This window comes from Paenibacillus sp. FSL L8-0435, from assembly GCF_037965655.1.
Classification (GTDB): Bacteria; Bacillota; Bacilli; order Paenibacillales; family Paenibacillaceae; genus Paenibacillus.
The window spans coordinates 4,809,173-4,833,836 of the sequence record NZ_CP150185.1 but is presented as its reverse complement, the minus strand read 5'-3'; the positions used below and the strand labels follow the sequence as shown (position 1 = coordinate 4,833,836).

23 protein-coding genes and 1 tRNA gene are annotated in these 24,664 nt (G+C 43.0%); 19 read left to right on the top strand and 5 right to left on the bottom strand.

Annotated features, from left to right (window positions below; genetic code table 11):
* Positions 1-65: 65 nt before the first annotated feature.
* From NST33_RS21535 to NST33_RS21520, 4 genes are all read left to right on the top strand, one after another.
* On the top strand, positions 66-245 hold the full coding sequence (locus tag NST33_RS21535; protein WP_339304995.1) for a hypothetical protein: 180 nt from the start codon (positions 66-68) through the stop codon (positions 243-245).
* Positions 246-416: 171 nt separating this feature from the next.
* Entirely contained in the window at positions 417-1,091 is a 675-nt protein-coding gene (locus tag NST33_RS21530) for a hypothetical protein (RefSeq protein WP_237174404.1), read from the top strand.
* Positions 1,092-1,207: 116 nt separating this feature from the next.
* Positions 1,208-1,333, top strand: coding sequence for a sporulation protein YjcZ (locus NST33_RS21525; RefSeq protein WP_083657089.1), 126 nt, complete (start codon positions 1,208-1,210; stop codon positions 1,331-1,333).
* A 159-nt stretch (positions 1,334-1,492) separates the two neighbouring features.
* Positions 1,493-1,822, top strand: coding sequence for a DUF1904 family protein (locus NST33_RS21520; RefSeq protein WP_091028528.1), 330 nt, complete (start codon positions 1,493-1,495; stop codon positions 1,820-1,822).
* Between the two features lie 41 nt (positions 1,823-1,863).
* Here NST33_RS21520 and NST33_RS21515 read toward each other — a convergent pair whose 3' ends face one another.
* A complete protein-coding gene (locus NST33_RS21515) occupies positions 1,864-3,087 on the bottom strand; it encodes an MFS transporter (protein WP_237174405.1) in 1,224 nt (407 codons plus the stop codon).
* Positions 3,088-3,226: 139 nt separating this feature from the next.
* Entirely contained in the window at positions 3,227-3,391 is a 165-nt protein-coding gene (locus tag NST33_RS21510) for a hypothetical protein (protein ID WP_339308737.1), read from the bottom strand.
* A 337-nt stretch (positions 3,392-3,728) separates the two neighbouring features.
* On the opposite strand from NST33_RS21510, the gene NST33_RS21505 reads away from it, so the two are divergent.
* Together NST33_RS21505 and NST33_RS21500 are read left to right on the top strand one after the other, a co-directional pair.
* Positions 3,729-4,877, top strand: coding sequence for an ATP-binding protein (locus tag NST33_RS21505; RefSeq protein WP_339304992.1), 1,149 nt, complete (start codon positions 3,729-3,731; stop codon positions 4,875-4,877).
* A 109-nt stretch (positions 4,878-4,986) separates the two neighbouring features.
* Positions 4,987-5,469 carry a NucA/NucB deoxyribonuclease domain-containing protein gene (locus NST33_RS21500; RefSeq protein WP_169481583.1) on the top strand — a complete coding sequence of 161 codons (483 nt, stop codon included), beginning with the start codon at positions 4,987-4,989 and terminating at the stop codon, positions 5,467-5,469.
* Positions 5,470-5,661: 192 nt separating this feature from the next.
* On the opposite strand, the gene NST33_RS21495 is transcribed toward NST33_RS21500, so the two are convergent.
* Positions 5,662-5,886, bottom strand: coding sequence for a hypothetical protein (locus NST33_RS21495; protein WP_017687353.1), 225 nt, complete (start codon positions 5,884-5,886; stop codon positions 5,662-5,664).
* 207 nt (positions 5,887-6,093) lie between these two features.
* On the opposite strand from NST33_RS21495, the gene NST33_RS21490 reads away from it, so the two are divergent.
* The 5 genes from NST33_RS21490 to NST33_RS21470 all read left to right on the top strand — a co-directional run bounded on the left by NST33_RS21490 (position 6,094) and on the right by NST33_RS21470 (position 16,053).
* On the top strand, positions 6,094-6,543 hold the full coding sequence (locus tag NST33_RS21490) for a general stress protein (protein ID WP_237174408.1): 450 nt from the start codon (positions 6,094-6,096) through the stop codon (positions 6,541-6,543).
* Between the two features lie 425 nt (positions 6,544-6,968).
* Positions 6,969-7,054 (top strand) — tRNA-Leu (locus NST33_RS21485).
* A 1,202-nt stretch (positions 7,055-8,256) separates the two neighbouring features.
* A complete protein-coding gene (locus tag NST33_RS21480) occupies positions 8,257-11,166 on the top strand; it encodes an ATP-binding protein (RefSeq protein WP_237174409.1) in 2,910 nt (969 codons plus the stop codon).
* Complete coding sequence (locus NST33_RS21475; protein ID WP_237174410.1) at positions 11,163-12,104, top strand: hypothetical protein; 942 nt, start codon at positions 11,163-11,165, stop codon at positions 12,102-12,104. Before NST33_RS21480 ends, NST33_RS21475 begins: the two co-directional genes overlap by 4 nt.
* A 1,027-nt stretch (positions 12,105-13,131) precedes the next feature.
* Positions 13,132-16,053 carry an insulinase family protein gene (locus NST33_RS21470; protein WP_237174411.1) on the top strand — a complete coding sequence of 974 codons (2,922 nt, stop codon included), beginning with the start codon at positions 13,132-13,134 and terminating at the stop codon, positions 16,051-16,053.
* 149 nt (positions 16,054-16,202) lie between these two features.
* Here the strand turns inward: NST33_RS21470 and NST33_RS21465 are convergent, their stop codons facing one another.
* Complete coding sequence (locus NST33_RS21465; protein WP_221825411.1) at positions 16,203-16,910, bottom strand: helix-turn-helix transcriptional regulator; 708 nt, start codon at positions 16,908-16,910, stop codon at positions 16,203-16,205.
* A gap of 248 nt (positions 16,911-17,158) precedes the next feature.
* On the opposite strand from NST33_RS21465, the gene NST33_RS21460 reads away from it, so the two are divergent.
* The 5 genes from NST33_RS21460 to NST33_RS21440 all read left to right on the top strand — a co-directional run bounded on the left by NST33_RS21460 (position 17,159) and on the right by NST33_RS21440 (position 20,800).
* Positions 17,159-18,379, top strand: coding sequence for a MalY/PatB family protein (locus NST33_RS21460; protein WP_339304988.1), 1,221 nt, complete (start codon positions 17,159-17,161; stop codon positions 18,377-18,379).
* A 241-nt stretch (positions 18,380-18,620) separates the two neighbouring features.
* Entirely contained in the window at positions 18,621-19,289 is a 669-nt protein-coding gene (gene ung, locus NST33_RS21455) for a uracil-DNA glycosylase (RefSeq protein WP_076211477.1), read from the top strand.
* 19 nt (positions 19,290-19,308) lie between these two features.
* The gene (locus NST33_RS21450) at positions 19,309-19,728 is read left to right on the top strand and encodes a hypothetical protein (protein WP_017687369.1); all 420 of its coding nucleotides are present in this window, start codon (positions 19,309-19,311) and stop codon (positions 19,726-19,728) included.
* A 238-nt stretch (positions 19,729-19,966) separates the two neighbouring features.
* Positions 19,967-20,551: a TIGR00730 family Rossman fold protein gene (locus tag NST33_RS21445; protein WP_221825404.1), complete on the top strand. Its 585-nt coding sequence runs from the start codon at positions 19,967-19,969 to the stop codon at positions 20,549-20,551.
* A 120-nt stretch (positions 20,552-20,671) separates the two neighbouring features.
* The gene (locus NST33_RS21440; protein WP_255319930.1) at positions 20,672-20,800 is read left to right on the top strand and encodes a hypothetical protein; all 129 of its coding nucleotides are present in this window, start codon (positions 20,672-20,674) and stop codon (positions 20,798-20,800) included.
* 219 nt (positions 20,801-21,019) lie between these two features.
* Here the strand turns inward: NST33_RS21440 and NST33_RS21435 are convergent, their stop codons facing one another.
* Positions 21,020-21,286 carry a hypothetical protein gene (locus tag NST33_RS21435; RefSeq protein WP_076211469.1) on the bottom strand — a complete coding sequence of 89 codons (267 nt, stop codon included), beginning with the start codon at positions 21,284-21,286 and terminating at the stop codon, positions 21,020-21,022.
* A 230-nt stretch (positions 21,287-21,516) separates the two neighbouring features.
* On the opposite strand from NST33_RS21435, the gene NST33_RS21430 reads away from it, so the two are divergent.
* The 3 genes from NST33_RS21430 to NST33_RS21420 all read left to right on the top strand — a co-directional run bounded on the left by NST33_RS21430 (position 21,517) and on the right by NST33_RS21420 (position 24,623).
* Positions 21,517-22,254 carry a glycerophosphodiester phosphodiesterase gene (locus NST33_RS21430; RefSeq protein WP_221825402.1) on the top strand — a complete coding sequence of 246 codons (738 nt, stop codon included), beginning with the start codon at positions 21,517-21,519 and terminating at the stop codon, positions 22,252-22,254.
* A gap of 279 nt (positions 22,255-22,533) precedes the next feature.
* On the top strand, positions 22,534-23,589 hold the full coding sequence (locus NST33_RS21425; RefSeq protein ID WP_036614761.1) for an iron ABC transporter permease: 1,056 nt from the start codon (positions 22,534-22,536) through the stop codon (positions 23,587-23,589).
* A gap of 2 nt (positions 23,590-23,591) precedes the next feature.
* On the top strand, positions 23,592-24,623 hold the full coding sequence (locus NST33_RS21420; RefSeq protein ID WP_221825399.1) for an iron ABC transporter permease: 1,032 nt from the start codon (positions 23,592-23,594) through the stop codon (positions 24,621-24,623).
* Positions 24,624-24,664: the final 41 nt, after the last annotated feature.

Here is a 24,664-nt window from a genome sequence, read left to right as displayed (position 1 = left end):
GGTTGTAATCGTATTAATGGGATATTAAACCAATCATCTGTTTAAACAGCAAAGGAGACAAAAATATGAAAAAAGCCTTATCCGTTGCGTTATATCCATTAATGTGGGTTGTTGGTGCATTTAGCGTTCTGTCTGTTAATGCAAACAGTGCTGCAGGCAGCGCCCTTTTTGTGAAAGATATCGCGACAGATCGAAGCTATGATGGGCAGGCGATATATGATAGTATTGAACGTAGAAATGCCTAACTACATATCATTCAACTGTAAAGGTAATTGTTTCAGCGAGCAATAACATGAGAACTAATTACTCTTGAAGCGAAGTACGGTGAGCAGGAGTTCTGTCCGTACAACCTTTAAGCCGGTTTCGTACCTTATTCAGGTATGAACCGGCTTTTATTTATGAATGGGGGATGCCAGATGAAGATTATCATTGGACAACCGAGGCTCGAACAGGATTTGTTGCAGCTTGAAGCCGAACTCAAGCAACATCCTGATGCAGATGTATTATTTTTTCCTGAAGGTTATCTGAACCAGAATGTTGAGGAAGCTTGCAGGTTGGCGGCTGAATATGGGACCATGATTGTATCGGGTCATCGCAGACTGAACGAACGTCCAAAGGACCGATCGATTATGATCAGTAAGGCTGGAGAGATTGTATCGGAGAAAGCAAAATATACACCTGCTGAGACGGCTCAGGAACAGGGTTGGGTAATAAGCACTTTGTTGTGTGATGAGCTGGTCCTGCAAGGATTTTGCAACGAGAATATAGGAAATGTGGACATTGTGATGCATTCCATTGGTGTGGGGATGTTCAGTGAAGAGCAGTACAGTGAGTGGGTCGAAGGGGCTCGGCAGATCGCCTTGCAGAATCAATGTATTGTCATGGGGACAAGCCATGCGGATGGTTCATACCGTGATAGCGGGATCTCCATTCCAATCGCTTATTGTATAACTCCTGATGGAGAGGTTGTTCTGGCATCCCGAAGTGATACACGTACTCGTACAATCCTTCTGGACAGAGGAAATACAGACCCTTCACCTCAGGAGTCACATGAAATACAACTGAGAATCTCCATCGACCCATCTGGTTAAGTTACCAGGCATGAATACCAGATGAATGGGCTGATGAACTTGCCGAATCGCCCGGTCACTTGCGCGGAATACGCATATGTTATGGCATACCTTGAAATTCAAAGGAGGCCAATCAAATGAGTCAAGTTGGATACGGTTGTGGTGGTAATGTTGGAGGATTTGGCGGCGGATGGACTTCTACAAGCGCAATTCTCGTACTGTTCATTCTGCTCGTGATCATCACAAAATCTTTCTGGCTGTAAGTCACGTATAGAAACGTGCAAACAGTGGCTCCGCTGAGACTTCAGCGGGGCTTTTCCTATTTATAAGAAGCAACATATGCCATCCGTGACATTTGACAACTGAAAACAATGTGCTTAAAATCACATAAGAGACTATTAACAGAGATTGAAGGGATAGCAATGCCGTTTATTCGCTTTAAAGGATTCACAGGTCCTCAGCTAGAGGAAGTTGTACCCCAAATTACAGAGCAGATGGCCCTAATTACTCATATTCCAAGGGAGAGAATGAAGGCAGAGCGCCATGATGTCCAAGCGCTAACACCTTCTCCGGCTTCTATAGAGATTCTGATGTTTCAACGTGACCAGGAGATTCATAATCGGATTGCATCGTCGGTGCAAGCTATTTTGGAAGAAGCATACATGCCGGATGTGCATATTTTCTTCAATATATTGTCACCTAATTTGTATTATAAAAAAGGCAGGCCGCTGACAGATTATCGATTGGATTGAGATTGTGAGGGACGAGCAGAATGTTGCTCGTCTCTTTTGATTTACATATTTTTTGTATGTTTAGTAATGGGCTGGTTCCTGTGAACCCTGCTCAACGATAATGGGCATATCGCAGACACAATAAACAAGGCTCCACCGATAAGGTATACCAACCGAACGCCCAGTTGATCGGCGACTAGACCAAAGATGACTATAGATACACTCATAACCGTGGATATCAGAACGCCATGGGTGGCGTATACCTTGGTTAGGGATTCGACAGGTACACTGTTCTGAAGCGCTGTCTGCTGAGCCACATCACGAATCTGATGAACTGGACCCATGAGTATACATAACACCAGAGCGAGCCACGGCAGGTTGTTTAGACCATAAACGACGGTCAGCAGGCTGAAGAGAAGAGAACCCATGGTCATACTAGCGATTAGATGTTTCTGAATACGTTTGGCCAGAGCAAGAGCCAGAATACCTCCAAGCATGGTTCCAGCAGCGTAACTCGAGTTCATGAGTCCCCACCAACCTTCTCCTCGTCCCAGAGCTTCTTTTGCAAAGGCCAGCGTAACAGCTCCGATCCAGATGGAACCCGCAAGTGCTTGGGCAATGTCCATAAGCGTAATCAGTCGTAATGATGGATTGTTCCAAAGTATACTCCAACCTTCCCTCAATACATTCCGCGATACAGCAGATTTCTGGGGTTGTTCTACATTCCGTGTGAGCGAGCCCATGGCAATCATGAAGATCAGAACGGCCCAAGACAGGCTTGTAGCTGCCCAGAATGTCTGTGACGCCCCCCAGTTCATCACGGCGAATCCCGTCATGGCATAACCAACAATGGTTACAGTCTGATTGGAGAAAGATAGTAGGCTATTTGCTTTTATAAGGTCTTCACCTTGAACCAATCGTGGCGTTAAAGTCTTCAGTAACGGAGTTTCCCATCCGTCCAAAAAGGATAGTATGACCACTCCGATCAATAGAAGCGGCAATTGTGAAATCAAGTGATTCAACGAAATGGCTATACAGGTCATGATGAATGTTTTGGTTATGGAAATGCTGATCAATAGTCTGGAGAATGGGAAACGGTTCACAAGTAATGGCAAAGTGAAACCTGCTATTGTGCGTGCAACAATCTGAATAAGTGGAAACATTGCAGCAGAGAGTACCGATCCAGTGAGACCGTATATATACGTAGTAATGACCATGATATATATGACATTAATAAGCGAGAGCAGCGTTTTGGCGGCCCAGTACGGATAAAATGCGATGTTCATGCCAATGATGTCCTTTCCGAAACGATATATCTATATTACGGGCATTGTCATCATTGCACCACAAACAAAGTTATCATTTTCCCGTCATTTCATCACAAAAAACTGCCCAACAGGGCAGTCATCTTCTAATGCCTATAGTTCATGCCATAGCAAGTGTGAAGGCGATAAGCAACATCAGCAGGCTGGTCGTTCTGACCATAGTCATATAAGGCCTGCTGGGTTCGGCTTCACCCTGGGAAATCCAGCCATAGCGCAGATACCAGCCGAATTTTGGAAAACAGAGATTGATGATACAGAGTACCATGAATATAAAAAAGAGGGTTCTCATACCCATCTTCCTTTCTCACTTACATAACGGATCTTATCTTAACGTTTGCGTCTGGTAAAAAAGACTACAATCAAAATAATAATGATGATAATTAACAGAAATTTCATGTATGTTCCTCCTGATGAGTTGTTAGATTATTGTGGAATGTTAGTTATCAACTATTACCCAAGAACCACATGACTTGAATAACTGTGTTACAATTAAAATATATTGGTTTTATATCAACACATACCATTCGGTTAGTTTTCTCTCCTTATAATGTACGATTGCAGAATATATAAACATTAATGTGTATGAGATGAAGGAGGAAGGCATGAGCCAACATAATCAACTCCCATTACAATGGGAATTTATCATCTCGAAAGTGAAATCCTCCGTGACGGTGGTCGATGCTACCTTGCCTGAGCTTCCGCTCATGTATGTAAACGAACACTTTACCCGGCTGACAGGATACACGTATGAAGAGTCTGTCGGACACAATTGCCGATTTTTGCAAGGGCAGGATACAGACTCCGAAACGGTAATGCAGATCCGTGATGCATTAAAGAAACAACAATCCATTAAGATTGATATCTTAAATTATACAAAAAGTGGTCAGAAGTTCTGGAACGAACTGAATATTGATCCGATCTTTAATGAATCCGGAGAGTGCTTATATTTTGTAGGCATTCAATACGATATTTCAGAACGGAAATATGCTGAACAGCAATTGAAGTTTGCCGCTTCCATGGCTGAGATGAACAGCAGAGGGCAATTGGAATTCATCGGCAAGTTGAATCACGAGCTTCGTACCCCGCTTAACGGCATTATGGGTATGATCGAACTTGTCGGTATGGGTGAAACTACGGATGAGCAGAAAGAATATCTGGAGTTAGCACGTCAATCAGGTGAGGCGCTACTTAACATCATTAACAATAGCCTGGATATGGCGAAACTGGGCAGAGGCAAAATGGATGTTGAAAACATTGAGTTTCAACCTCTGAAGCTGATTCAACAGATTGTAAAGACACATGAGCCTGCGGCACGGAATAAACACATACGTCTGCTCTGTCATGCTGATCTGAATGTTCCGGATGTGCTTATCGGTGATCCGCTAAGACTTCGGCAGGTACTGGATAATTTACTGAGTAATGCGATCAAGTTTACAGAACAAGGTGAAGTGCAGTTACAGGTGGATGTGAGGCAACAACTGATGGATACCGTTGTACTGATGTTCTCTGTGCGTGATACGGGGATTGGCATTCCCCAGCATCAGATCGAACAATTGTTTGATGCATTTATTCAGACCGACATCTCCCATGCGCGCCGATTTGGCGGAAGCGGTCTGGGTCTGACCATCTGCAAAGAACTGCTGGAACTGATGAATGGCCAGATTTCGGTGGAGAGTACTGAGGGGAAAGGCACACAGTTTGAGGTGATACTGCCCTTGCTGCGCCAACAGGCCATTCCCAATGTAGGATAATCAAACAAGCTGGACAGCCGGGCGGTCTCGGCTGTTTTTTTATTTTATTGGATTGTTTTACGAACGGGCGTTCTGTTATAATGCAAGTGTTGAATGGGGGAGACACAGCATGAGTAAGAGACGCACAAGAAGAAAACGTAAAGGTAAGCAAGGTTTCAAAAAGCAGGTTCTGACGCTGGTAGCAATGCTGCTGGTAGCTCTTTATGCCTGGGCTGGGGGCGAATGGCCGGAGGAGATACCTAATCCATTCGTAGGGACTAATAAGAGTGTAGACCATACCATTACGTTCCCTTCAGAGCGTTATCCCGAAACGGCCAACCATATTAAAGCTGCTATCAAGGCAGGGCATTCGGATGTATGCACCATTGATCGTAATGGAGCGGAAGGCAACCGGGATTTATCCCTTAAGGGTGTTCCGGTCAAAAAAGGTAAGGATCGGGACGAGTGGCCTATGGCGATGTGCGCTGAGGGAGGTACAGGTGCAGATATCCAGTACATTACCCCGAAGGATAATCGTGGTGCAGGTTCATGGGTAGGGAATCAGTTAAGTACATATCCGGATGGAACACGAGTGAAGTTTGTAGTGAAGTAACAATAGGATATGGGTGAGCAGAAAAAAGGATAGTAATGCTTTCATTGCGTGGCAGTGGCAGCATGGTACAGGAAAAGGTGAAGAGAAAAACCAGACGTGCATGCGTCTGGTTTTTTGGTATAAAGTGCTGGCATAAATAGATCTAGTTAACGTATCTATACGGGAACTGAGTTTCTAGGATTACAGAGCCGACTAAACGAGTTGCATTCCGCTTAAATGATGAGACCGGATGCTTAACAGACGTGTAACATGTTCAACCTCATCAAACGGTATCCACAGACTGCCGTGGACCGTACGTAAGGAAAGAATGGATGTATCAGCGGTACGCTCGGGAAATCCGGTTACCGTCTGACCGCTTGTATTACGAACCATGATCTGTTGTTTGCGCCGGATGGCAATTTCTACCTCTTTTTTCATAAGTCATTGCTCCTGATTATGAGATGTTAAATCCATATGTCAATGTTTTCAATGGTTAATTTGTCTTCTTTATCTAGTCTATCAGAACTAGGTATAGATTTCCAGAAGAGAAATCAACATTCTTCTAGGTGATTTGTCTTAGCTGTGGACGATCCGTTTTTGAATGGGGATTAAGGGGTTATATTAGGGTAAAAGGAGGGGGACGGAATGACACAATTGATTATTGGGCTGGCCCGTACCGAGAACGAGGCTATAATTATGCTGAATAAGGTGAAAGATGAAGGCATCAAGGATAAAAATTTAGGAGCGGTGGCCAAGGAGCAGCTTAATCTGGAGCTGGTGAGCGAAAAGACGGGGCTGCCCAAACCTTTGAAGGGTGCCGGAACAGATGGTGCCTTTGGTGCTCTGAAAGGCATATTGGCTGGTCTGGGGAAGCGAATGGATCAGACGATGTCGATCGGAAATGCAGTGCGTAGACTCGCTGGTAATGAGATTGGGAGTGAGACCGATGATTTGGTGCTTACACTGACTGAAGCGGGGATCTCGGAGGAGGATGCGCGGTATTACGAAGATTGGCTATTAAAGGACCATATCTTGGTTATCGTGGAGTGCAGTGAGGAAGAAGCGGCTCGTGTTCGACCTATTTTACTTTTTTAGTTTAATTTAAGGCTGATTTTAGGTTTCTTTAATGTTGGGGAGGTATTCTTATCTCACACCTCCCTTAATATAGATTGGTTTACCGGAAGTCCGGGACCGCAACTCGGACTTTCTAGGCACTGTGAGCTGACGCTTGCAGTGCCTGTTTCATTTATATAAGTTGAACTAAAGATTATTTACACTGGCACTTCGATGACAGAATAACCTCTAATCGCTGTTATCCCCAGATTTTTTCGATTCCCTTTTCTCAAGGGAAAATCCGGTGATAAAGGCGAACGCTTCGCTTTTTCAGTTTTTTCTGTCCTCTCCGTTATCGTGTAAATCATTAGTTAAACTTATATAGTTAGATTATTTTTATAAAAAGTGTTGCAAAGTTAATTAGTTCATGGTAAGATATTTCTTGTCGCCAAGAAATACATAATCCTGCCGGGGTGGCGGAATTGGCAGACGCACAGGACTTAAAATCCTGCGGTAGGTGACTACCGTACCGGTTCGATCCCGGTCCTCGGCATCATAAGAAAGGCATGAGATCCCTTTATACATAAGGGGTCTTTTGTTTTTCTATATCTTATTTGGATTAGACAAAATAAAGGTGATTGAGTGCCGCTTTTTGCCGTTAGGGATGGGAAGTTTGTCCATGTGTCAACTCGGCATTTCCACGTCTGATGCTCGTTTTTCATATCTGTGATATTTGCTTGATCACTTTCAGTATGGGAAATACTCTCATCGATCTGTATTCGAATAATCACAAAATATTTACAACTAATTCACCCCTACTGAAACCACCAATAATTGCACCAAAGAAATATAGCCGCCAGATTTAAGTCGTTGCCAGTGTTTCAATAAATTCATTAGCTTCATCCTCCTCAAAATATTTCTTTCTATCTCGATGTACATTTTTTCTTTTTTTTGCTGATCTGAAGACGCTTAACGCCTTCAAGCGGGTTAAGTGGGATTTCCCGCTTGCGTTAATACAATCAATGCTTACATCAACAGCTAATAATATCCAGGACTATAGTGCTTAATTTTCATGAATCAATATGCCTATTAATCTCACCTAAAAGAAGGGGATTAGTCATATGATGTCGAATGTGTAATATTTGGAAATGATTATGTTGTTTTTAATGTAAGTATGAATGTTTGTAGGGGGTAAGATGGCTTGAATTTATGCTAGCTTTTTTTGAGAGGAATCTTCATACTTGAGAGCTTGATCATTTATTTCAAGGTTCCAGGTTTACACTAGGGATTTTTTTTCGGCATAATCATTGGAGCGGTGCTTAGTGCAAGAGATTATCTGATCATTATGGACAAACAAGCAACGCTTCACGGCTAAATCAAAGAAGAAAACAGCTGCGAAGAAATCTGTAGTTCAGCGTCAGATTTCTTCTTCAAAAAAGTTAACTGATCAACAAATAATTCAAGCTAATATAGATTTGCTATCTGGACCAGATTTGAGTGGTTTATGGAGCTGTATATAGATCAAGGGAAAGGTATCAAGTAGAATGTGTGGGTGGTTGCAGGAGACCGGGTTGTACTCCCTTATAGTGGACACTGTACCTCTAATTCAACATGGATTGTAGAATTACGTTAAATCGCTTTGTTTTTCACCATCGTAAATGTTTCTATTCCGACTCTCAATTTATTAATGAATGAGTACCTGAGAGCTAATGAGCAAACTTGAGAAAATATCAATTATAGTGGGAGTGACCTCTTATGCAAAATTTAGTGGTAAATATTTTAACTAAAATTGAAGATTATAAAGACTATGTACCTACTGGGAAAACTCTATTCACTGACAGAAATATGACCATAAAACAACTATTATCAGAGCTCATTAATCTCTTTAACCAAGAGGAGGCTGCTATACTTGCAGAGCATTCGAAAGCATATGTAACCGACAATTATGAAAAAAATGTAAGGTATTTTGCTACACAACTGGTTTTATTATTAATTCCAGAACATGAAAGACTTAAAGGATATGAGGATTATAAGAAACTACTAGGCCAACGGCATGTCTCTTATGGTTTCTACAGTCATTTCGATAGTCAACGTTTGATTACAAAGGATGAAGGGAAGCAATTTCAAACCATCTTGGAAGATTCATTTTTTGAGAAAATACTTTACTTAGGATTAGTTGATTTTTATAAAAATTTCTTTGGGAAATTTTCTGATAATGAAGAAGCGATTGAATTATTGTGTAAACATTATCCTGAATTAGTTAATTTAAGACAGAACTTAGATGATATTGTAACAGCGATTTTTCATCATATTACTAACGCAGGAACATTTGGTGACTCCGGCTTTGCTTACAATGGGATTAAACTGATCAGCCAGTATATTGGTAGATTGCCTATAGGAGTTATACATAAATTACTTAAAAAGTATGAAATTTATAGAATAGTTAACGATAAGGTTTACAGAAATCAGGTTTTTACAATAATTAATTATTCTTGCATTAATGATGTTGAAAAGCCTAATTACAAATTTTTCTTTTTAGACAGCCTACTTATAGCTAATTATATGAATAACAGTCTTGTTAAAGCATATGGGCAAAATAACTACATTGGTGGTAATTATGACTTTCTAACCAGTAAACTAAAGAAAAACAGGTTAGGAGTACTTAAATATTCTAGTACCGAGAAGATATATACTTACTGGACTAACAATTTTGGAGCAGAAAGAAAGTTTATAGTGGTTCGCAAAGCTGTTATTCATATCTCTTTTGAAATCAATCAAAACAAGATTATTATACATAATTTAGATAAATCATCCAAACCGTTAAATATAACATTCAAATACGAGGATTGGTTATTGGATCATTATGGTTCACTGAAGTTTGAACAAGAACTAAATGATGTTGTAAAATCTGACGAACCAGAATTAATTGATGAAGATGCCGATAAAGTTACTGAAATACTAGAACCAACTGAATCGATCTCAAAAGAAGCATCTATGGGCAATAATCATCATTTGATTTTCTCTATGCTTTATCTCAATCAATATAGAGGGCTTAGAGAGCAGTTGGTTGATTTTGATCACAAATATACATATAGCAATGATTTAAATGCACTGGTACCCTCAGAAGCACAGACAATCATTCCGCATTTTTACGGAAAAAATATTTACTCACTATCCTGTATAGTTGGCAAGAATGGTGCAGGAAAAAGTAGTACGGTGGATTTTTTAAGAAGCACATTCTTTAAACTCATTCACTTAATCCGTGATTATAATCTTACCTGTATCAATGGCTACGTATGCGAAAGAGACTATGCAAAATATAATATTTTAGATATGGGTTGTGAATTTATAATCGTATTCCATCTAAACAACAAAACATTCTACTTAACTAATATAGAAAATATAGTTGTTTCCCAGATAGTGCCATTTGATCGTAATGCGTATGATAGTAACAATGAACTGAGTAAAGTCATATATTTTTCAAATATGCTCAGTGCTAATCAAGATAGCCTGCTTGTCGATAAAGAAACAACTGAAAGATACGTTTTGACTGTGGAAGAAAAAGAAGCTATACAGATAGCCGAATCCCTTAACAGCTTCAAACAAGTCGATTACTCTGAGGCCGCAAGTTTTATACGTAAACGAAAGGCTACCAAGGTAGCGATTCAAGCTGATGACAACAAGAATGAGAGGGATTTTATCCAGCCTAAGATTAGCCCAGTGTTTAATAAAGACTTATATTATCAATTAACATTTTTAAAGCATTTGACACAGGAAGATATAGGCAAATTTTTTGATATGCCTACGGGTAAAATATTTACTCTCAGAAGTGATTTGTTGAATGAAGTAACTCATATGGTTAAGCAACCAATTGAAGATTTGGAAGTTTTCAAGCCATTTCTCTCAGCACCCGATGCCAATCTAGGGCCCTTCTCGTCAGGGCAGTATGCCAAGTTTTCATTCCATTCTAAGCTCTACTGGTTCTTAACGGGTCATGAAAAGTATGTTAAGGATTTCGAAGATGTGTTAGGGCCAAATGATTTCAGCCTCGACGAAGCACTCTTAGACGGGGAAACAGCGCTTATATTCATTGATGAGGGTGAGCTTTATTATCATCCTGAATGGCAACGAAATTATATTAAAACACTCATTGATAGTATTGATCGCACGGTCACTCAAACAGATTCAAAACTTCAAGTGGTTATTACAACTAATTCACCATTCATTATTTCAGATATTCTCAGCGAAGATATTACCTATCTTTCTAAGGAAAAAGAAGGATTTCAGGATACCTTCGGTCAAAATATTCATAAGCTTCTTACACAAAATTTCTTTATGGACTATACCATAGGTGAATACAGCCGAGAACTGATTGTGAGAATCACAGAATGGCTCTCAAAAAGAGATGAGAGTAAGATTAGAGAAGAACTCAGTCATTATTATAACGAATATATAGAATCTAAAGACTTTTTCAAGAAAATAAATGATTTGATTAATAAAATAGGTGAACCGATTTATAAAAGAAAATTATTAGATATGCTCAGCAAAACAGAGTGGGGCATTCAGGGGACTAAAGCATTGCAGATAGAAGCGTTAGAAAAAGAGATGACCGAAATGAACCGTAGAATTATAGAGTTAAAACGAGAAAGCACGGTGAAGGAATGATTCAAATTAAAACTTATTCAGAAGAATTTGAGCGAGAATACTGGACTACAGCCAAATCAAAAATAGCCTCTTCTATCCAATCAGAAATTATCAAGAGTTGTGAAAAATTTCTACCGCGCAATTTTTTTGAAGGTATCGAAGATGAATTTAAATTCAAGGCATTAATCCTTTCTCCATTTGAGAAACTGAGTGCTGCAGAAATATTTATAACTACTGAGACAACTGGTATCAAGCAGGAGGAGTGCTTTGACATTAATGAAGAGGGGAGCACTTCTATTAAAGGCATCTATAAGACTATTCATGACTCCTACGAATTACTTGCTAATTCAAAATTAAGTTATACAACTATGCGTGTCAGAATTGTTAAGAACACTGGTCTCACAGTGTGTCCTTACTGCAACAGAGACTACATTAACTGTAGAGCACCGCATGTATCAGGTGCCCAACTGGATCATTTTTTCAGCAGATCAGTATCCCCCTTATTTGCGATCTGTCTGTATAACCTCATTCCCGTCTGTGGCAACTGTAACAGAGTTAAAAGTTCCTCTACATCAGTATTTGCTTCCCCTTTTGATAACAGTATTGACTGGGGAAAGGACTTGATTTTTTCATATACTGGAACAAATTTAGATGATATAAAAATCATTTTAGACCCCAAAGGTTATCTGAAGACCAATATTGATACAATGAGGATTGAAGAGGCTTATCAAATACATGGCTCAGAGGTCCTGGATTTAATAGAGAGGGAGCAGATGTATAACAGTTCGCAAAAGAAAGAGTTGATAGATGTATTAGGTCCGGAAAATCTAACTGATGATGATATTAAAAAAATTATTTTTGGCCCTGAGATTACGAAAGAGACCATGCGAACTAAACCACTTGGAAAAATGATGCATGATTTGCACAAAGAATTAAAGATATATAGTAGTGAAGATTAGCAAGCATATGGACAAATCAAAACATTCCCGATTATAAACAGCTCTGCTGGTTTCTCTACAATGATTTGAAAAGGAAGGGTAAGTATATTGAAAATGAATGTTAGCTTCAGCAGTCGATTGATTATGTAACATAACTTTAACTCCGCCATCGAGGTTGAGGATAGCTCCTGAACAGAGTTGACTTCGAAATACCACTGTCAGCGCATATTCCATGCCTCGACGAACTTTACCGTTACCAGAGATTTACGCAACAGGCGGCTTACGCTGGCGGCGGAAGAACTGATGGGGAGAACCGTGTATGGAGAAATACTATTGGACAGATGATAAACAGGATGAAGCGATGTGCAAGGTATGGATTCCTGTGGAAAACGCTATAACGTAAGTTAATATCCCCTTGTGCTCAACTGTAGGGTGGCTTATTTTACTAAATAAAAATTAAAGGCGCGATCATCCTTGTTCAGCTTGCTAACATGCCTACATATACAAATTTCTGAACGCAGAGAGTACAGAACACAAAAAATCGCATCAACCCGCTTGGTTAAAAGGATTTGTGTACGTGTTTTCCGTGGTGTAAAAAAGGAGATGTTAAGGTCATTCCAGGACTTAAAATCCTGCGGTAGGTGACTACCGTACCGGTTCGATCCCGGTCCTCGGCATCTTAAAGAAAAGATCGTATGACGCTTGTTAACCAAGCTGCATGCGATCTTTTCTTATGTTCATTAATATCAATGTCACTTCATTGATGACCACTTCACCATGCAGCTCATAAACATAAACCCTGCATAATACATATCAGAAGGTACATTTATCTGACTTTTATGAAGAGACGGGACAATGGTGTATACTATCCGTAGGCATATATTACCTTTACCTTGCTGAACGATATAGGTTCAACTACACATTTACACGATAACGGAGAGGACAGATGTTGTTCTGTCATCGGAGTGCCCGTGTAAATAAACATATTTGAACTTATGTAGAGTCACAAAACCAATAAAACAATCTTATGGACGGAGGACTCAAGTTTATGTTGAAACAGCTTAAGCCATACAAGGTGTTACAGGAGCGCAGAATCGAAGAATTGAAATCGGATGCGTATCTGTTGGAGCACCAGAAATCTGGGGCCAAAATTGTACTTTTGTCCAATCAGGACGACAACAAAGTATTCAGTATCGGTTTCCGCACACCTCCGGAAGATGATACAGGGGTAGCCCATATCCTCGAACACTCCGTGCTCTGTGGGTCCAAGAAATTTCCGGCCAAGGATTCTTTTGTTGAGTTGCTGAAAGGTTCATTGAATACATTCCTTAACGCCATGACGTATCCGGATAAGACGATCTATCCGATCGCGAGTCGTAATGATCATGACTTCCATAACCTGATGGATATTTACCTAGATGCGGTATTGAATACAAATATTTATGAGAATGAAAAGATATTTTTGCAGGAAGGTTGGAACTACAACCTGGCCTCTGCAGATGATGAGTTAACCTACAACGGAGTTGTATATAACGAGATGAAGGGGGCCTTTTCTTCACCGGAACGAATGGTGCGCAGAGAAGTGCTGAACTCCCTTTTCCCGGATACCACATACTCCTCCGAGTCTGGTGGATTCCCGGAAGCTATTCTGGATCTAACGTATCAGGGGCTGCTGGATTTCCACACGAGATACTACCATCCTTCCAACAGTTACATCTATCTCTACGGGGATATGGATATGGAAGAGAAGCTGCAATGGCTGGATGAAAACTATCTGAGTGCATATGATCGAATCGAGATTGATTCGGCCATTCAACTTCAACCTGCTTTTGCAGAACGGGTAGACACAGTTAAGACTTACTCTGCGGGAAGTACGGAATCGGAAGTGGATAACAGCTTCTTGACCTATAATGCGGTGATCGGCACAAGTCTGGACAAGGAACTGAACATTTCGTTCCAAATTCTGTTATACGCCCTTCTGAACGCTCCGGGAGCGGTATTGAAACAGGCTTTGCTGGATAAAGGAATCGCGAAGGACGTCTACGGTTCGTATGATGACAGCCTGTACCAGCCTGTGTTCACGGTGGGACTGAAGAAGAGCAATCTGGCGAGCAAAGAGGATTTCCTGGGAACGGTCAAAGAAGTACTTGAGCGTGTGGTAAAAGAAGGCTTTGATCCTAAAGCGCTGCTTGCAGGCATTAACTCATATGAGTTCAATCACAGGGAAGCGGACTATGGCAGAATGCCGAAAGGCCTGATCTACGGATTCTCTTCCCTGCAAAGCTGGTTGTATGATGAAGAAGCACCTTTCACTCATTTGGAAGCCAATGACGTATTTGCTGAATTGCGGACAAAAATGAACGAAGGTTACTTCGAGCAACTGATTGAGAAATATATTTTGCAGAACACACATACTTCCTTTGTGGCGCTTACCCCGGATAAGGGGCTGAACTCACGCAAAGAAGAAGCGTTGAAAGAACGTCTGAAAACCATTCAGGCTGGTCTTAGTGAGGAAGAAGTTCAAACGTTGATTCAGAAAACGGAGGCACTCGCCGAGTATCAGAATACACCTTCAACCAAAGAGCAGCAGCAGGTCATTCCGACGTTATCGATTGAAGATATTGAACCGAAGGCCTCTACGTTGCATCAAACGGTGAACCAGGTCGACGGCACAACTATTCTCCATCATAACCTCTACACCAACGGAATTGGTTATCTGAGACTGCTGTTTGATATCAAAGAAGTGCCACGTCATCTCCTGCCGTATGCAGGGTTGCTCAAGAATGTACTGGGTTACGTGGATACTCAAAACTACTCGTTCAATGAACTGTCCAATGAAATTCATATTCATTCAGGCGGTATTCATAGCGGGATAGGATCTTATGCCAACGCGCATAAACACAATGAATTCAAGGCTACCTATGAGTTCAACGCAAAAGTGTTATATGACAAGCTTGGATTTGCCTTTGATATGATCAAAGAAATCGTGTTCACATCCCGATTCGACAATTCGAAGCGATTGTATGAGATCATCTCTCAGATGAAAGGTAATCTGCAACGTAATCTGATCAACAGCGGACACTCTGCGGGAATTGGCCGGTCTTCGTCCAAACATTCAGCAGTTGCGGATTTCAGGGAAGCTGTGAGTGGTATCGCGTTTTACCAGTGGTTAGAGGATCTTCAGGCGAATTTTGAGGCTAGAAAAGAAGAGTTATCTTCCAGTCTGCAAGAGTTGACGGGGTATATTTTCAGACCGGAGAACTTGCTTGTTAGTTACACTGCGGATGAGCAGGGATATGAAGGACTGGAGCAACAGGTATCCGATCTGAAAGCGAAGCTGTTCACACATGATGTTGCCAAGGAAGAGTTTACGTTCACACCGGCTACTCATAAGGAAGGATTCCGTTCCCCGTCAGAGGTGCAGTACGTGGTGCAAACGGGCAATTATATCGACAAAGGATATCAATACACCGGTTCACTACGGGTCTTGCAGGGAATCCTGTCTCTGGATTACTTGTGGACCAATATCCGAGCCAAAGGTGGAGCTTATGGCTGTATGTCAGGCTTCAGACGGAACGGAGACAGCTACGTTGCATCGTATCGTGACCCTAATCTCGATAAAACGTACAAAGTATATGAAGAAATACCGCAATATTTGACCGATTTCCGGGCAGACGAGCGGGAGATGACGCGTTATATCATTGGTGCGATTCAGGATCTCGATACGCCGAGAACGCCTTATGGAGAAGGAGCTTTCTCCCTGGAGTGTTATCTGTCGAATGTGACTGAAGCGGATCTGCAACAGGAACGTGACGAAGTGTTAAGCACAAAGGAAAGCGACATTATCGGTTTTGCTGAGCTTTTATCGGCTATACTTGAACAGCAACAGCGCTGCGTGATCGGTAATGAGAACAAGATTGAGGAACAGAAGCAAATGTTTGACGAGACGCTGGATTTAATTAAAAACTAAGCGATAGTCTCGCTTCCCCGAACGGATAGGCGTCAAAGCGAAAGGCACTTTTATGAGCTGGCTTCAACAGCTTATAGAAGTGCCTTTTCTAATGGGGAGGATCTATCTCCATCCCATATGATATGAGAATGTGTGACGCGCTGCGTTGTTCAAGTGACAGCGAGCATGTTGTATATTTTCAAGGTCCGCAGATCTTCCTTTGAGATTTTTAATTCATTATATAACTCCTGATTCTCGGGCAGCGGGGTTCTGGAGAATAACATTTTGAGCGCAATCGGCATGAAAGGTCTGAAGGAGACACCCGCCATCAGTCCCCACTTTTTCTCCGATTCCTGAAAAGACGCCAAAATATTAATATATAGGTTCTCCAGCGGCGTGGCCTGATTTTTCAAAATCAGGGTGGTGAGTGTGTCATAATGCTCGGTGTGGCCCCAATACATATTCTCGCACTCTTGATAGTTCTCAAAATCCTTCACATTCATATACATCACGGTGCGATAACGGTTGGCATCCGATTGAGCCATCATGTCAATGACACAACGAATGAGACTGTTGTTACGCCCATCATAGAAATAGGAATAGAAACGAGTGGAGTTCTTGAAAAAGCTGGACGGGACCGCATTCATCAGGGGAGAAGCATGTCTTGGCTCTTGGTACAAGAGTTGCTCCACCTGGATGTTGAGTGCGTTCGCAATATGATGTAACGTCACCAGATCAAGTGTAATATCTCCGCTCTCATATTTGGACAGCGTGCCCTTGCTCTTGAAGATCTGATCCGCAAGCTGTTGAATGGTCATTCCCCGCCACTTCCGAAAGTTTCGTATTTTCTTGCCAACTTCCTGATTGATATTGTTCATAAACGGTTCTCCTTATGCAATGTTTCTTGAGAGTACGTGAAAATGATGAAAGTCATCATAAAAATGATGTTATATGAGAAATATATCACTTTTTCGTCGAAATACCTATTTTGGAGAAACAATAAACTTCATTTGTTTCGTCAGGATAGATTGTATTGCATTTGATGCAATTCCTGCGTCATGGAATAATGGATGTAATACGACATGAAACGACAATGAAATGTTGAGCAGATAGAGGAGCAGAAGCTATGAAATATAACTTTGATGAGATTATAGACCGCACAGGTACAAATGCCATGAATACGGATGGTTTCCGTCAATATATTTTTAATGCCACAGAGGACATGACTTTTCCATTCAAAGATGAAGAATTTATTCGCATGTGGATTGCAGATATGGAATTTGCCACACCTCCCGAGATTCTGGATGCAGTTAAGGATCGTCTGGACCGTAGAATTATGGGTTACTCCCAAGTATTCGATCCCGCATACTACGAAGCAGTCTCCAATTGGATGAAAAGATACTATGACTGGTCCTTCGCGAAGGAGCATTTGGAGACCTCAAACGGGATCATTCCCGCTTTATATGAATTGGTGGAATATCTCTGTCAATCGGATGAGAAAGTACTGATTGTGACCCCGTCTTATGGTTTCTTCAAGTCAGCTGCGGAGCATAACAATCTTGAACTGGTGTGTTCGGATATGCTCAATGAGCAGGGGCATTACTCGATTGATTTTGAGAATTTTGAAGCCAAGGCGAAGGATGAGAAGGTAAGGGTATGTATTTTCTGTAACCCCCATAATCCGTCTGGACGTGTCTGGACAACCGAAGAGTTACAGCGTGTGGGTGAGATCTGCCTGAGGAACAACGTATGGGTCATTTCGGATGAAATTCACTGTGATCTGCTGCGGACAGGCAAAAGACATACGCCACTTGCAAAGCTGTTCCCGGATACGGATCGAATCATTACATGTATGTCTCCGAGCAAAACATTCAACATGGCTGGTCTGATGTTCTCCAATGTCATCATTCCGAATAATGAACTTCGAGACATCTGGCAGGCACGCCATTATGGTTTCAAAAACCCACTGAGCATCGCTGCCACTCAAGCGGCTTACGAAACGGGTGATGAATGGCTGAAACAATTAAAAGGTTATTTAGACGCCAATTTCGCCTGCGTTGAACAGTATGTGAAGCAGCATCTGCCACGGGCTGTTTTTCACATCCCGGAAGCCACGTATCTGGCCTGGATTGATATCTCGGCATATGCTCCCCATAATGTAAGCTTACCTTTATTCTTCGCTGAGCAAGCGGGTGTATTGCTTGAAGATGGTCATATGTTTGTAGCCAATGGTGAGGGTTGTATTCGGTTGAATCTGGCTTGTCCCCGTTCTGTCCTTCAGGAAGGGTTACGAAGAATCAGCAGTGTGCTTGTGAATGTAGTCGAAGAAGTGCCCGTTCAAGTATAAAGTCATCAAGTCATCACGCAACAGCGAGGTGACTTTTTTGTATGAGTATACTGAAGGCAGCAAGAATACGATTTATTTCGAGGTGAACGTATACCCTGATGTGCAATTCTGGTCTGCTGTCCCCGGTTATGTTAAAATGGTGGATAGTCTATGAGTTGCATGACATGCGGCTCTCAGAAGGAAGAGCCCAGTAGTTGGGCTGAACGAAACTGCATTCATCAGGGGAAAGGAGCCTATACATATGTTTGGAAACGATTGGGACAAGGTGCTTCAGGAAGAGACGGAAGCCGAATATTTTAACAAGATTCGTTACACTCTCGCCGCCGAGTACAAAACGCAGACGGTCTTTCCGCCCAAAGAAGACCTGTTCTCGGCACTGAAGCTGACGCCGTATCATCAGGTTAAGGCCGTTATTATTGGTCAGGACCCTTATCACGGAGCAGGACAGGCTCATGGATTAAGCTTTTCGGTTAGACCGGGAGTGCGTGTACCGCCTTCTCTGAAAAATATATATAAGGAACTTCATGCCGATCTGGACCTGCCGATTCCGAATCATGGATCTCTGGTTCATTGGGCACAACAGGGAGTCCTGTTATTAAATGCCGTTCTGACGGTTCGTGAAGGTCAGCCGAACTCCCATCAGGCACTGGGGTGGCAGACGTTTACGGATGCGGTCATTCGCGCGTTGAATGAGCGTTCAGAGCCAATGGTATTTATGCTATGGGGCAGTCATGCCCAGAAGAAAGGTGCTTTTATTAACAGGGACAAGCACCTGGTACTGGAGTCTACACATCCCAGTCCGCTGGCTGCGCATCGTGGATTCCTCGGCAGTCGTCCCTTTTCCAAAGCCAATGATTTCTTGACCTCCAAAGGTATTGAACCGATCGACTGGAAGATACCTGAAAACTAGACAGATGGAGGTGAGAACATTGCGACATTGGATAGGACGAAAAGTAGCGGTATATCGTGCAACAGGCATACGGGAGCCATTGAAGGGAACGCTGGTCGAGTGGGATGAAGAAGCGGAATGTGTACGGATCGGACCGAAACGGATTAAGGTATCGTTTGACAATATCGCAATGATCAGACCTCTTCCCGAAGAGAGTCTTCCCTTAAAGAAAGCACGTTCTGAAGTGCACAAGGTTGGATATGTGATGAAAAAGGCGATTCAGTTCGAAAATGCGATCTATTTCAAGTCACAGGTTATGATCTGGCGCCGGGCCAAAATTGTAGCGTTATCCACGACGATTCTGCGTCATGACGAGGATCAGGTTGAACTTGCAGATGGTCGGGTTCTTCGTAAAGACAAGCATATGTTTGTTGTACGTTCACGCCGTGGGATACGTTAATTATACGAAGATTTAATATTCATTTCATGCAAAGATCATACGGATTTAATGTTTGGTCGGTATATTAGGTAATAACAACCCCTTCTAAATTGATGTGTATTGAAATGGGAGCCCGGCCGGCTGCAAACGGTCGGGTTTTTTTTGTCCATTGATTCTGTTAACCTGTTGTACGTTGTACATACCCATTACATTCATGTTGTATACTATTAAAATAGATCATGAGAAGGAGTGAAACCCAATGAAACGTATAGCTGTTTTTGCAGGCTCCAATCCGGGAAATCACCCCGATTATACAGAGAAGGCTGTTCAACTGGGCAAACAGATTGCTGATAGTGGTTATGCACTGGTCTATGGTGGTTCTTGCATGGGCTTGATGGGTGCAGTAGCCGATGCTGCTCTTGAGCAAGGAGGAGAAGTAATCGGGGTTATGCCTACCGGATTGTTCCGGGGCGAGGTTGTTCATGGAGGGCTCACACAACTGATTGAAGTGGGAACCATGCATGAACGGAAGGCTACGATGGCTGAATTATCCGATGGATTCATTGCACTTCCCGGAGGTATGGGTACATTTGAAGAACTATTCGAGGTACTGTGTTGGGCACAGATCGGTATTCATCGTAAGCCTGTTGGCTTATTAAATGTCAATGGATATTATGGACCGCTGATGAAGATGGTAGAACATAGCGTACAGGAAGGGTTCTCCAACAATTCGCATCTCAGTCTGTGGAGTCTGGAATCTGATCCGGCTGAACTGATCAAACAAATGTCATCCTATATTCCTGCAGAGCTGACTCAGAAGTGGTCACAACTCAACGGGAAATGAGTGTATAAGAAGACGGGCCTGTATCCAATCGTTCCTCGGGAGAATTTTCGATCTGCCCAAGCAAGTTGCGCTATTGGACATAGTCTATAGTGTACTTCGATGAAGAGGGGAGTGTCACTGATGAGCGAACTCAAAGGTACAGGTTACGGATATTGCGGAGGCTTCGGTGGTGGAGCATGGACATCAACAGGTGCAATTCTGGTATTGTTCATTCTGTTGGTTATTATCTCCCGCACATTCATTCTGTAATTCGGTCAGTATCCCGGGACGGGGATTAAGCTGCAGAGGCAGCGCCCGAATAAAAAATGACCTTTCCAAAGAGACGCCGGTATATGCTGGCGTTTCAGGGGAACGGTTTTTTGTCGTTTTCAGCATACGTTGAGTATTTGAAAAAGCAAAAACCTGCCCCTGAATAAGGTCAGAAGCAGGAGAGAGCCTCCTGAGCCATTAGCTGCGCAACAAGCAGCTTTACACCACAACAGCAGTTTGATCCGGATTACTTAACGATTTCCAGGCGATATATAGCCCGATGGCGGCTGCAATTAAGGAGAGTATTGCTGCAACAATAGCCAGCTGATCCAGTGTGTTGGGTGAACTGGAGTTAAGAGAACGCTGATTAGCCGTCTTGCCGGATTTGTTTTTGATATGGACAGATGCTCTAGAATGCCTGGAAGCCGACTGTAACTGGGATGTGTGAGGACGCGTAGGTATCGATTTTTTCTTTGAGGGATTCAATAGTCAACCTCCTTATAACGGAGTTCAGTGCTTCCATCGTTCATACTATGTTATGTCGATTTTCAGATTGAGTTCGCAAAAATGAGTGAATCCCCAGCCCGTTGATGTTCAACCCGGTCGCTAGTATTAGCGAAGCAGGTAACCCATTATACGCTCTGTTAATACAGGTCTAACAAACCGTGTTTATAGTAAGAATCATATAACGAAGCTTGAACACAGGAGGCGCTGGAATGAGGAACATGGAGATTATTGCCCACCGCGGTGCATCTGCCGTATGCCCGGAGAATACGATGAGCGCTTTTGAACGAAGTCTGGAGCTTGGAGCGACAGGGATCGAAACCGATGTGCAGATGACGAGTGATGGCAGACTGGTACTGATTCATGATGAGACGTTAAGTCGAACTGGTGGCACAGAAGGCTGGGTTAAAGATACGACTTACGATCAATTGCGCACAAGGGATGCCGGCTCCTGGTTCCATGCTGATTTTACCGGGGAACGTATTCCTTCTCTGGAGGAGTTATTCAAGCTGGTACAGGGGAAAGGAACCCTGCTTAATCTGGAATTGAAAAATGGTATTGTGAGTTATAAGGGGATGGAAGAGAAGGTTATACAAGCGATCCGGGACTGGAATCTGGAGCAACAGGTCGTGCTGTCCAGCTTCAATCATGCTTCCCTCGTGAGATGTAAACGTCTTGCCCCGGAGATTCGTACAGCACTTCTATATATGGAAAAGTTGTATCGTCCCTATGATTATGCCGCCAAACTCGAAGCTTCCGGCCTTCATCCCTACAAGCTGGCGGTCACACAAGAAGATGTTGCTGCTGCACTGGCACATGGCGTTGTTACCTACCCATTTACGGTGAATGATCCTGCCGAGATGCAGGCCTTGATTGACATGGGTGTGCAAGGGATCATTACTGATGTTCCGGATGTCCTGGCATCCTTACTTACGGTACATGTCCGTTAAACGAGTCTATATTTTACATGTTCTACATATGCAATGAATAAGGCTGTGTTTGAGCTTTTTGGCTCTTACGCAGCCTTTTTGCGTGTAAAATTGTGTGCAAATCTTCATATATGCAATAAACATGTCCTATTTGTCCATTGCCAGAGCCCGTGGATTCACTTACAATGGTCTATGGGAATGAGAATCAATATCAATATCATTAAAGTTCGGTATTTATAGAGAGGTGATTGTTATGTACATAGGATTGAGCAGCTCCACTCATAACGAGGGTGGGCGCGTATGAGTTCACAAGCTTCACCAGAAAAACATAATCCGGATTCACCCACAGCGAAGATACACACTCGTCCGTGGGCGGCCACACTTATTCTTACAGGGGGAGTTTTGCTACTCGCTCTGGGTATGGCGTTGTCCATTTCTTTTGGCGCTGCTGATATTAAGCTTAGTGTAGTCTGGAAGGCTATCTTTGATTTCAATCCTGAGCTGACTCCACATCAGATCATATGGGAGATTCGGTTGCCACGTATTCTTGGAGGAGCAATGGTTGGTGCATGTTTCGCTGTAGCTGGTGCGATCATGCAGGGCATGACTCGTAACCCGCTGGCCGATTCAGGTCTGCTTGGGTTGAATGCGGGAGCTGGATTTGCACTTGCAGTTTGTTTTGCCTTCTTCCCTGGCTTGCCATTTATGTATATCATCATGTATTCCTTCCTTGGAGCAGGGCTTGGTGTCCTGTTGGTGTATGGTTTTGGTGCAGCTTCCAAATCGGGTCTTACACCGCTACGCCTTGTACTTGCAGGTGCGGCTGTATCAGCGATGTTGTCGGCACTTAGTGAAGGGATTGCATTGTATTTCAGAATTGGACAAGATCTGGCTTTCTGGACAGCCGGTGGTGTAGCCGGAACGAAGTGGTCTCAACTTGAGGTCATGTTCCCATGGGTACTCGCAGCACTGATCGCAGGTCTTCTCATCTCCCGTTCCATTACTCTGCTTAGTCTCGGAGAAGATATTGCGGTGGGCTTGGGGCAACGTACTGGGTTGATCAAGCTCATAGGCCTGATTGTTGTATTGATTCTCGCGGGTACGGCTGTGTCCGTTGTGGGTGCGGTCGGTTTTGTTGGACTCATTATTCCCCATCTTACGCGGAAGCTGGTTGGGGTCGATTATCGCTGGATTATTCCATGTTCCGCTGTGATGGGCAGTCTGTTGCTCGTATTTGCGGATCTGGCTGCACGTATGATTAACCCGCCGTACGAGACGCCAATTGGCGCATTGGTTGCCCTCATCGGGGTACCATTCTTCCTGTATCTGGCGCGTAAAGAAAGGAGGACTCTGTAACGATGGAATCCTCAACAATAGTTGGAGCAGAGCGCAAGAAGAGAACCAAGAGTACGATTGTCCTCATTGTGCTTGCCCTATTAATTATTACGGCTTTTGTGGTGAGCATGAACACAGGTTTTACCAAGCTTTCGCCGCTTGAGGTGATGCGAACCCTGTTTGGTGGAGGCACGGCGAAACAGGAATTGATCCTGTTTGAATTCCGTCTGCCACGTATTGTGATTTCGGTGCTGGTCGGGGCCGGACTTGCGTTATCTGGTTGTATTTTGCAGGGAGTATCTCGGAATGCGTTGGCAGATCCGGGGATCCTCGGGATTAACGCAGGTGCTGGTCTGGTCGTCATGTTATTTGTTTCCTTTTTCCCGACAACGACAGCAGCGCCGGTATTTCTTTTGCCAATTCTGGCCCTGATCGGTTCTGGTTTTGCTGCATTTCTGATCTACATTCTCTCTTACAAAAAAGGAGAGGGCATTCTGCCTACGCGTATGCTGCTTACAGGGATCGGGGTAGCGGCGGGAATCAGTTCTGCCATGATCGTGCTTACGTTACGGCTTAGTCCGGAAAAGTATCAATTTGTAGCTACCTGGATGGCAGGCAGCATCTGGGGCTCAAACTGGAAATTTGTAACGGCATTGCTACCGTTTCTTATTATTCTTGTCCCGCTTGTTCTGTATAAGGCACGTGTACTGAACGTGTTGAATCTGGGTGACCAGACTGCAAGTGGACTCGGGACTCCGGTTGAGCGTGAGCGACTGATTTTGCTTGCGGCTGCTGTAGGACTTGCCGGCTCATGCGTATCTGTGAGTGGGGGGATCGGTTTTGTAGGTCTGATCGGACCGCATTTGGCACGTCGTCTGGTGGGTCCCAAACATCAATTCCTGTTACCCGCATCTGCACTGATCGGTTCATTGCTTGTACTGGTTGCAGATACGCTGGGTCGTGTCATCCTGCAGCCTTCGGAGATTCCTGCGGGGATCCTGGTTGCCATTATTGGTGCGCCATACTTCCTGTACCTCTTAAGAAAGACGAAATAGAACGTAATCATTATTGTGTGATTGCATAAGGAGGACTTCAG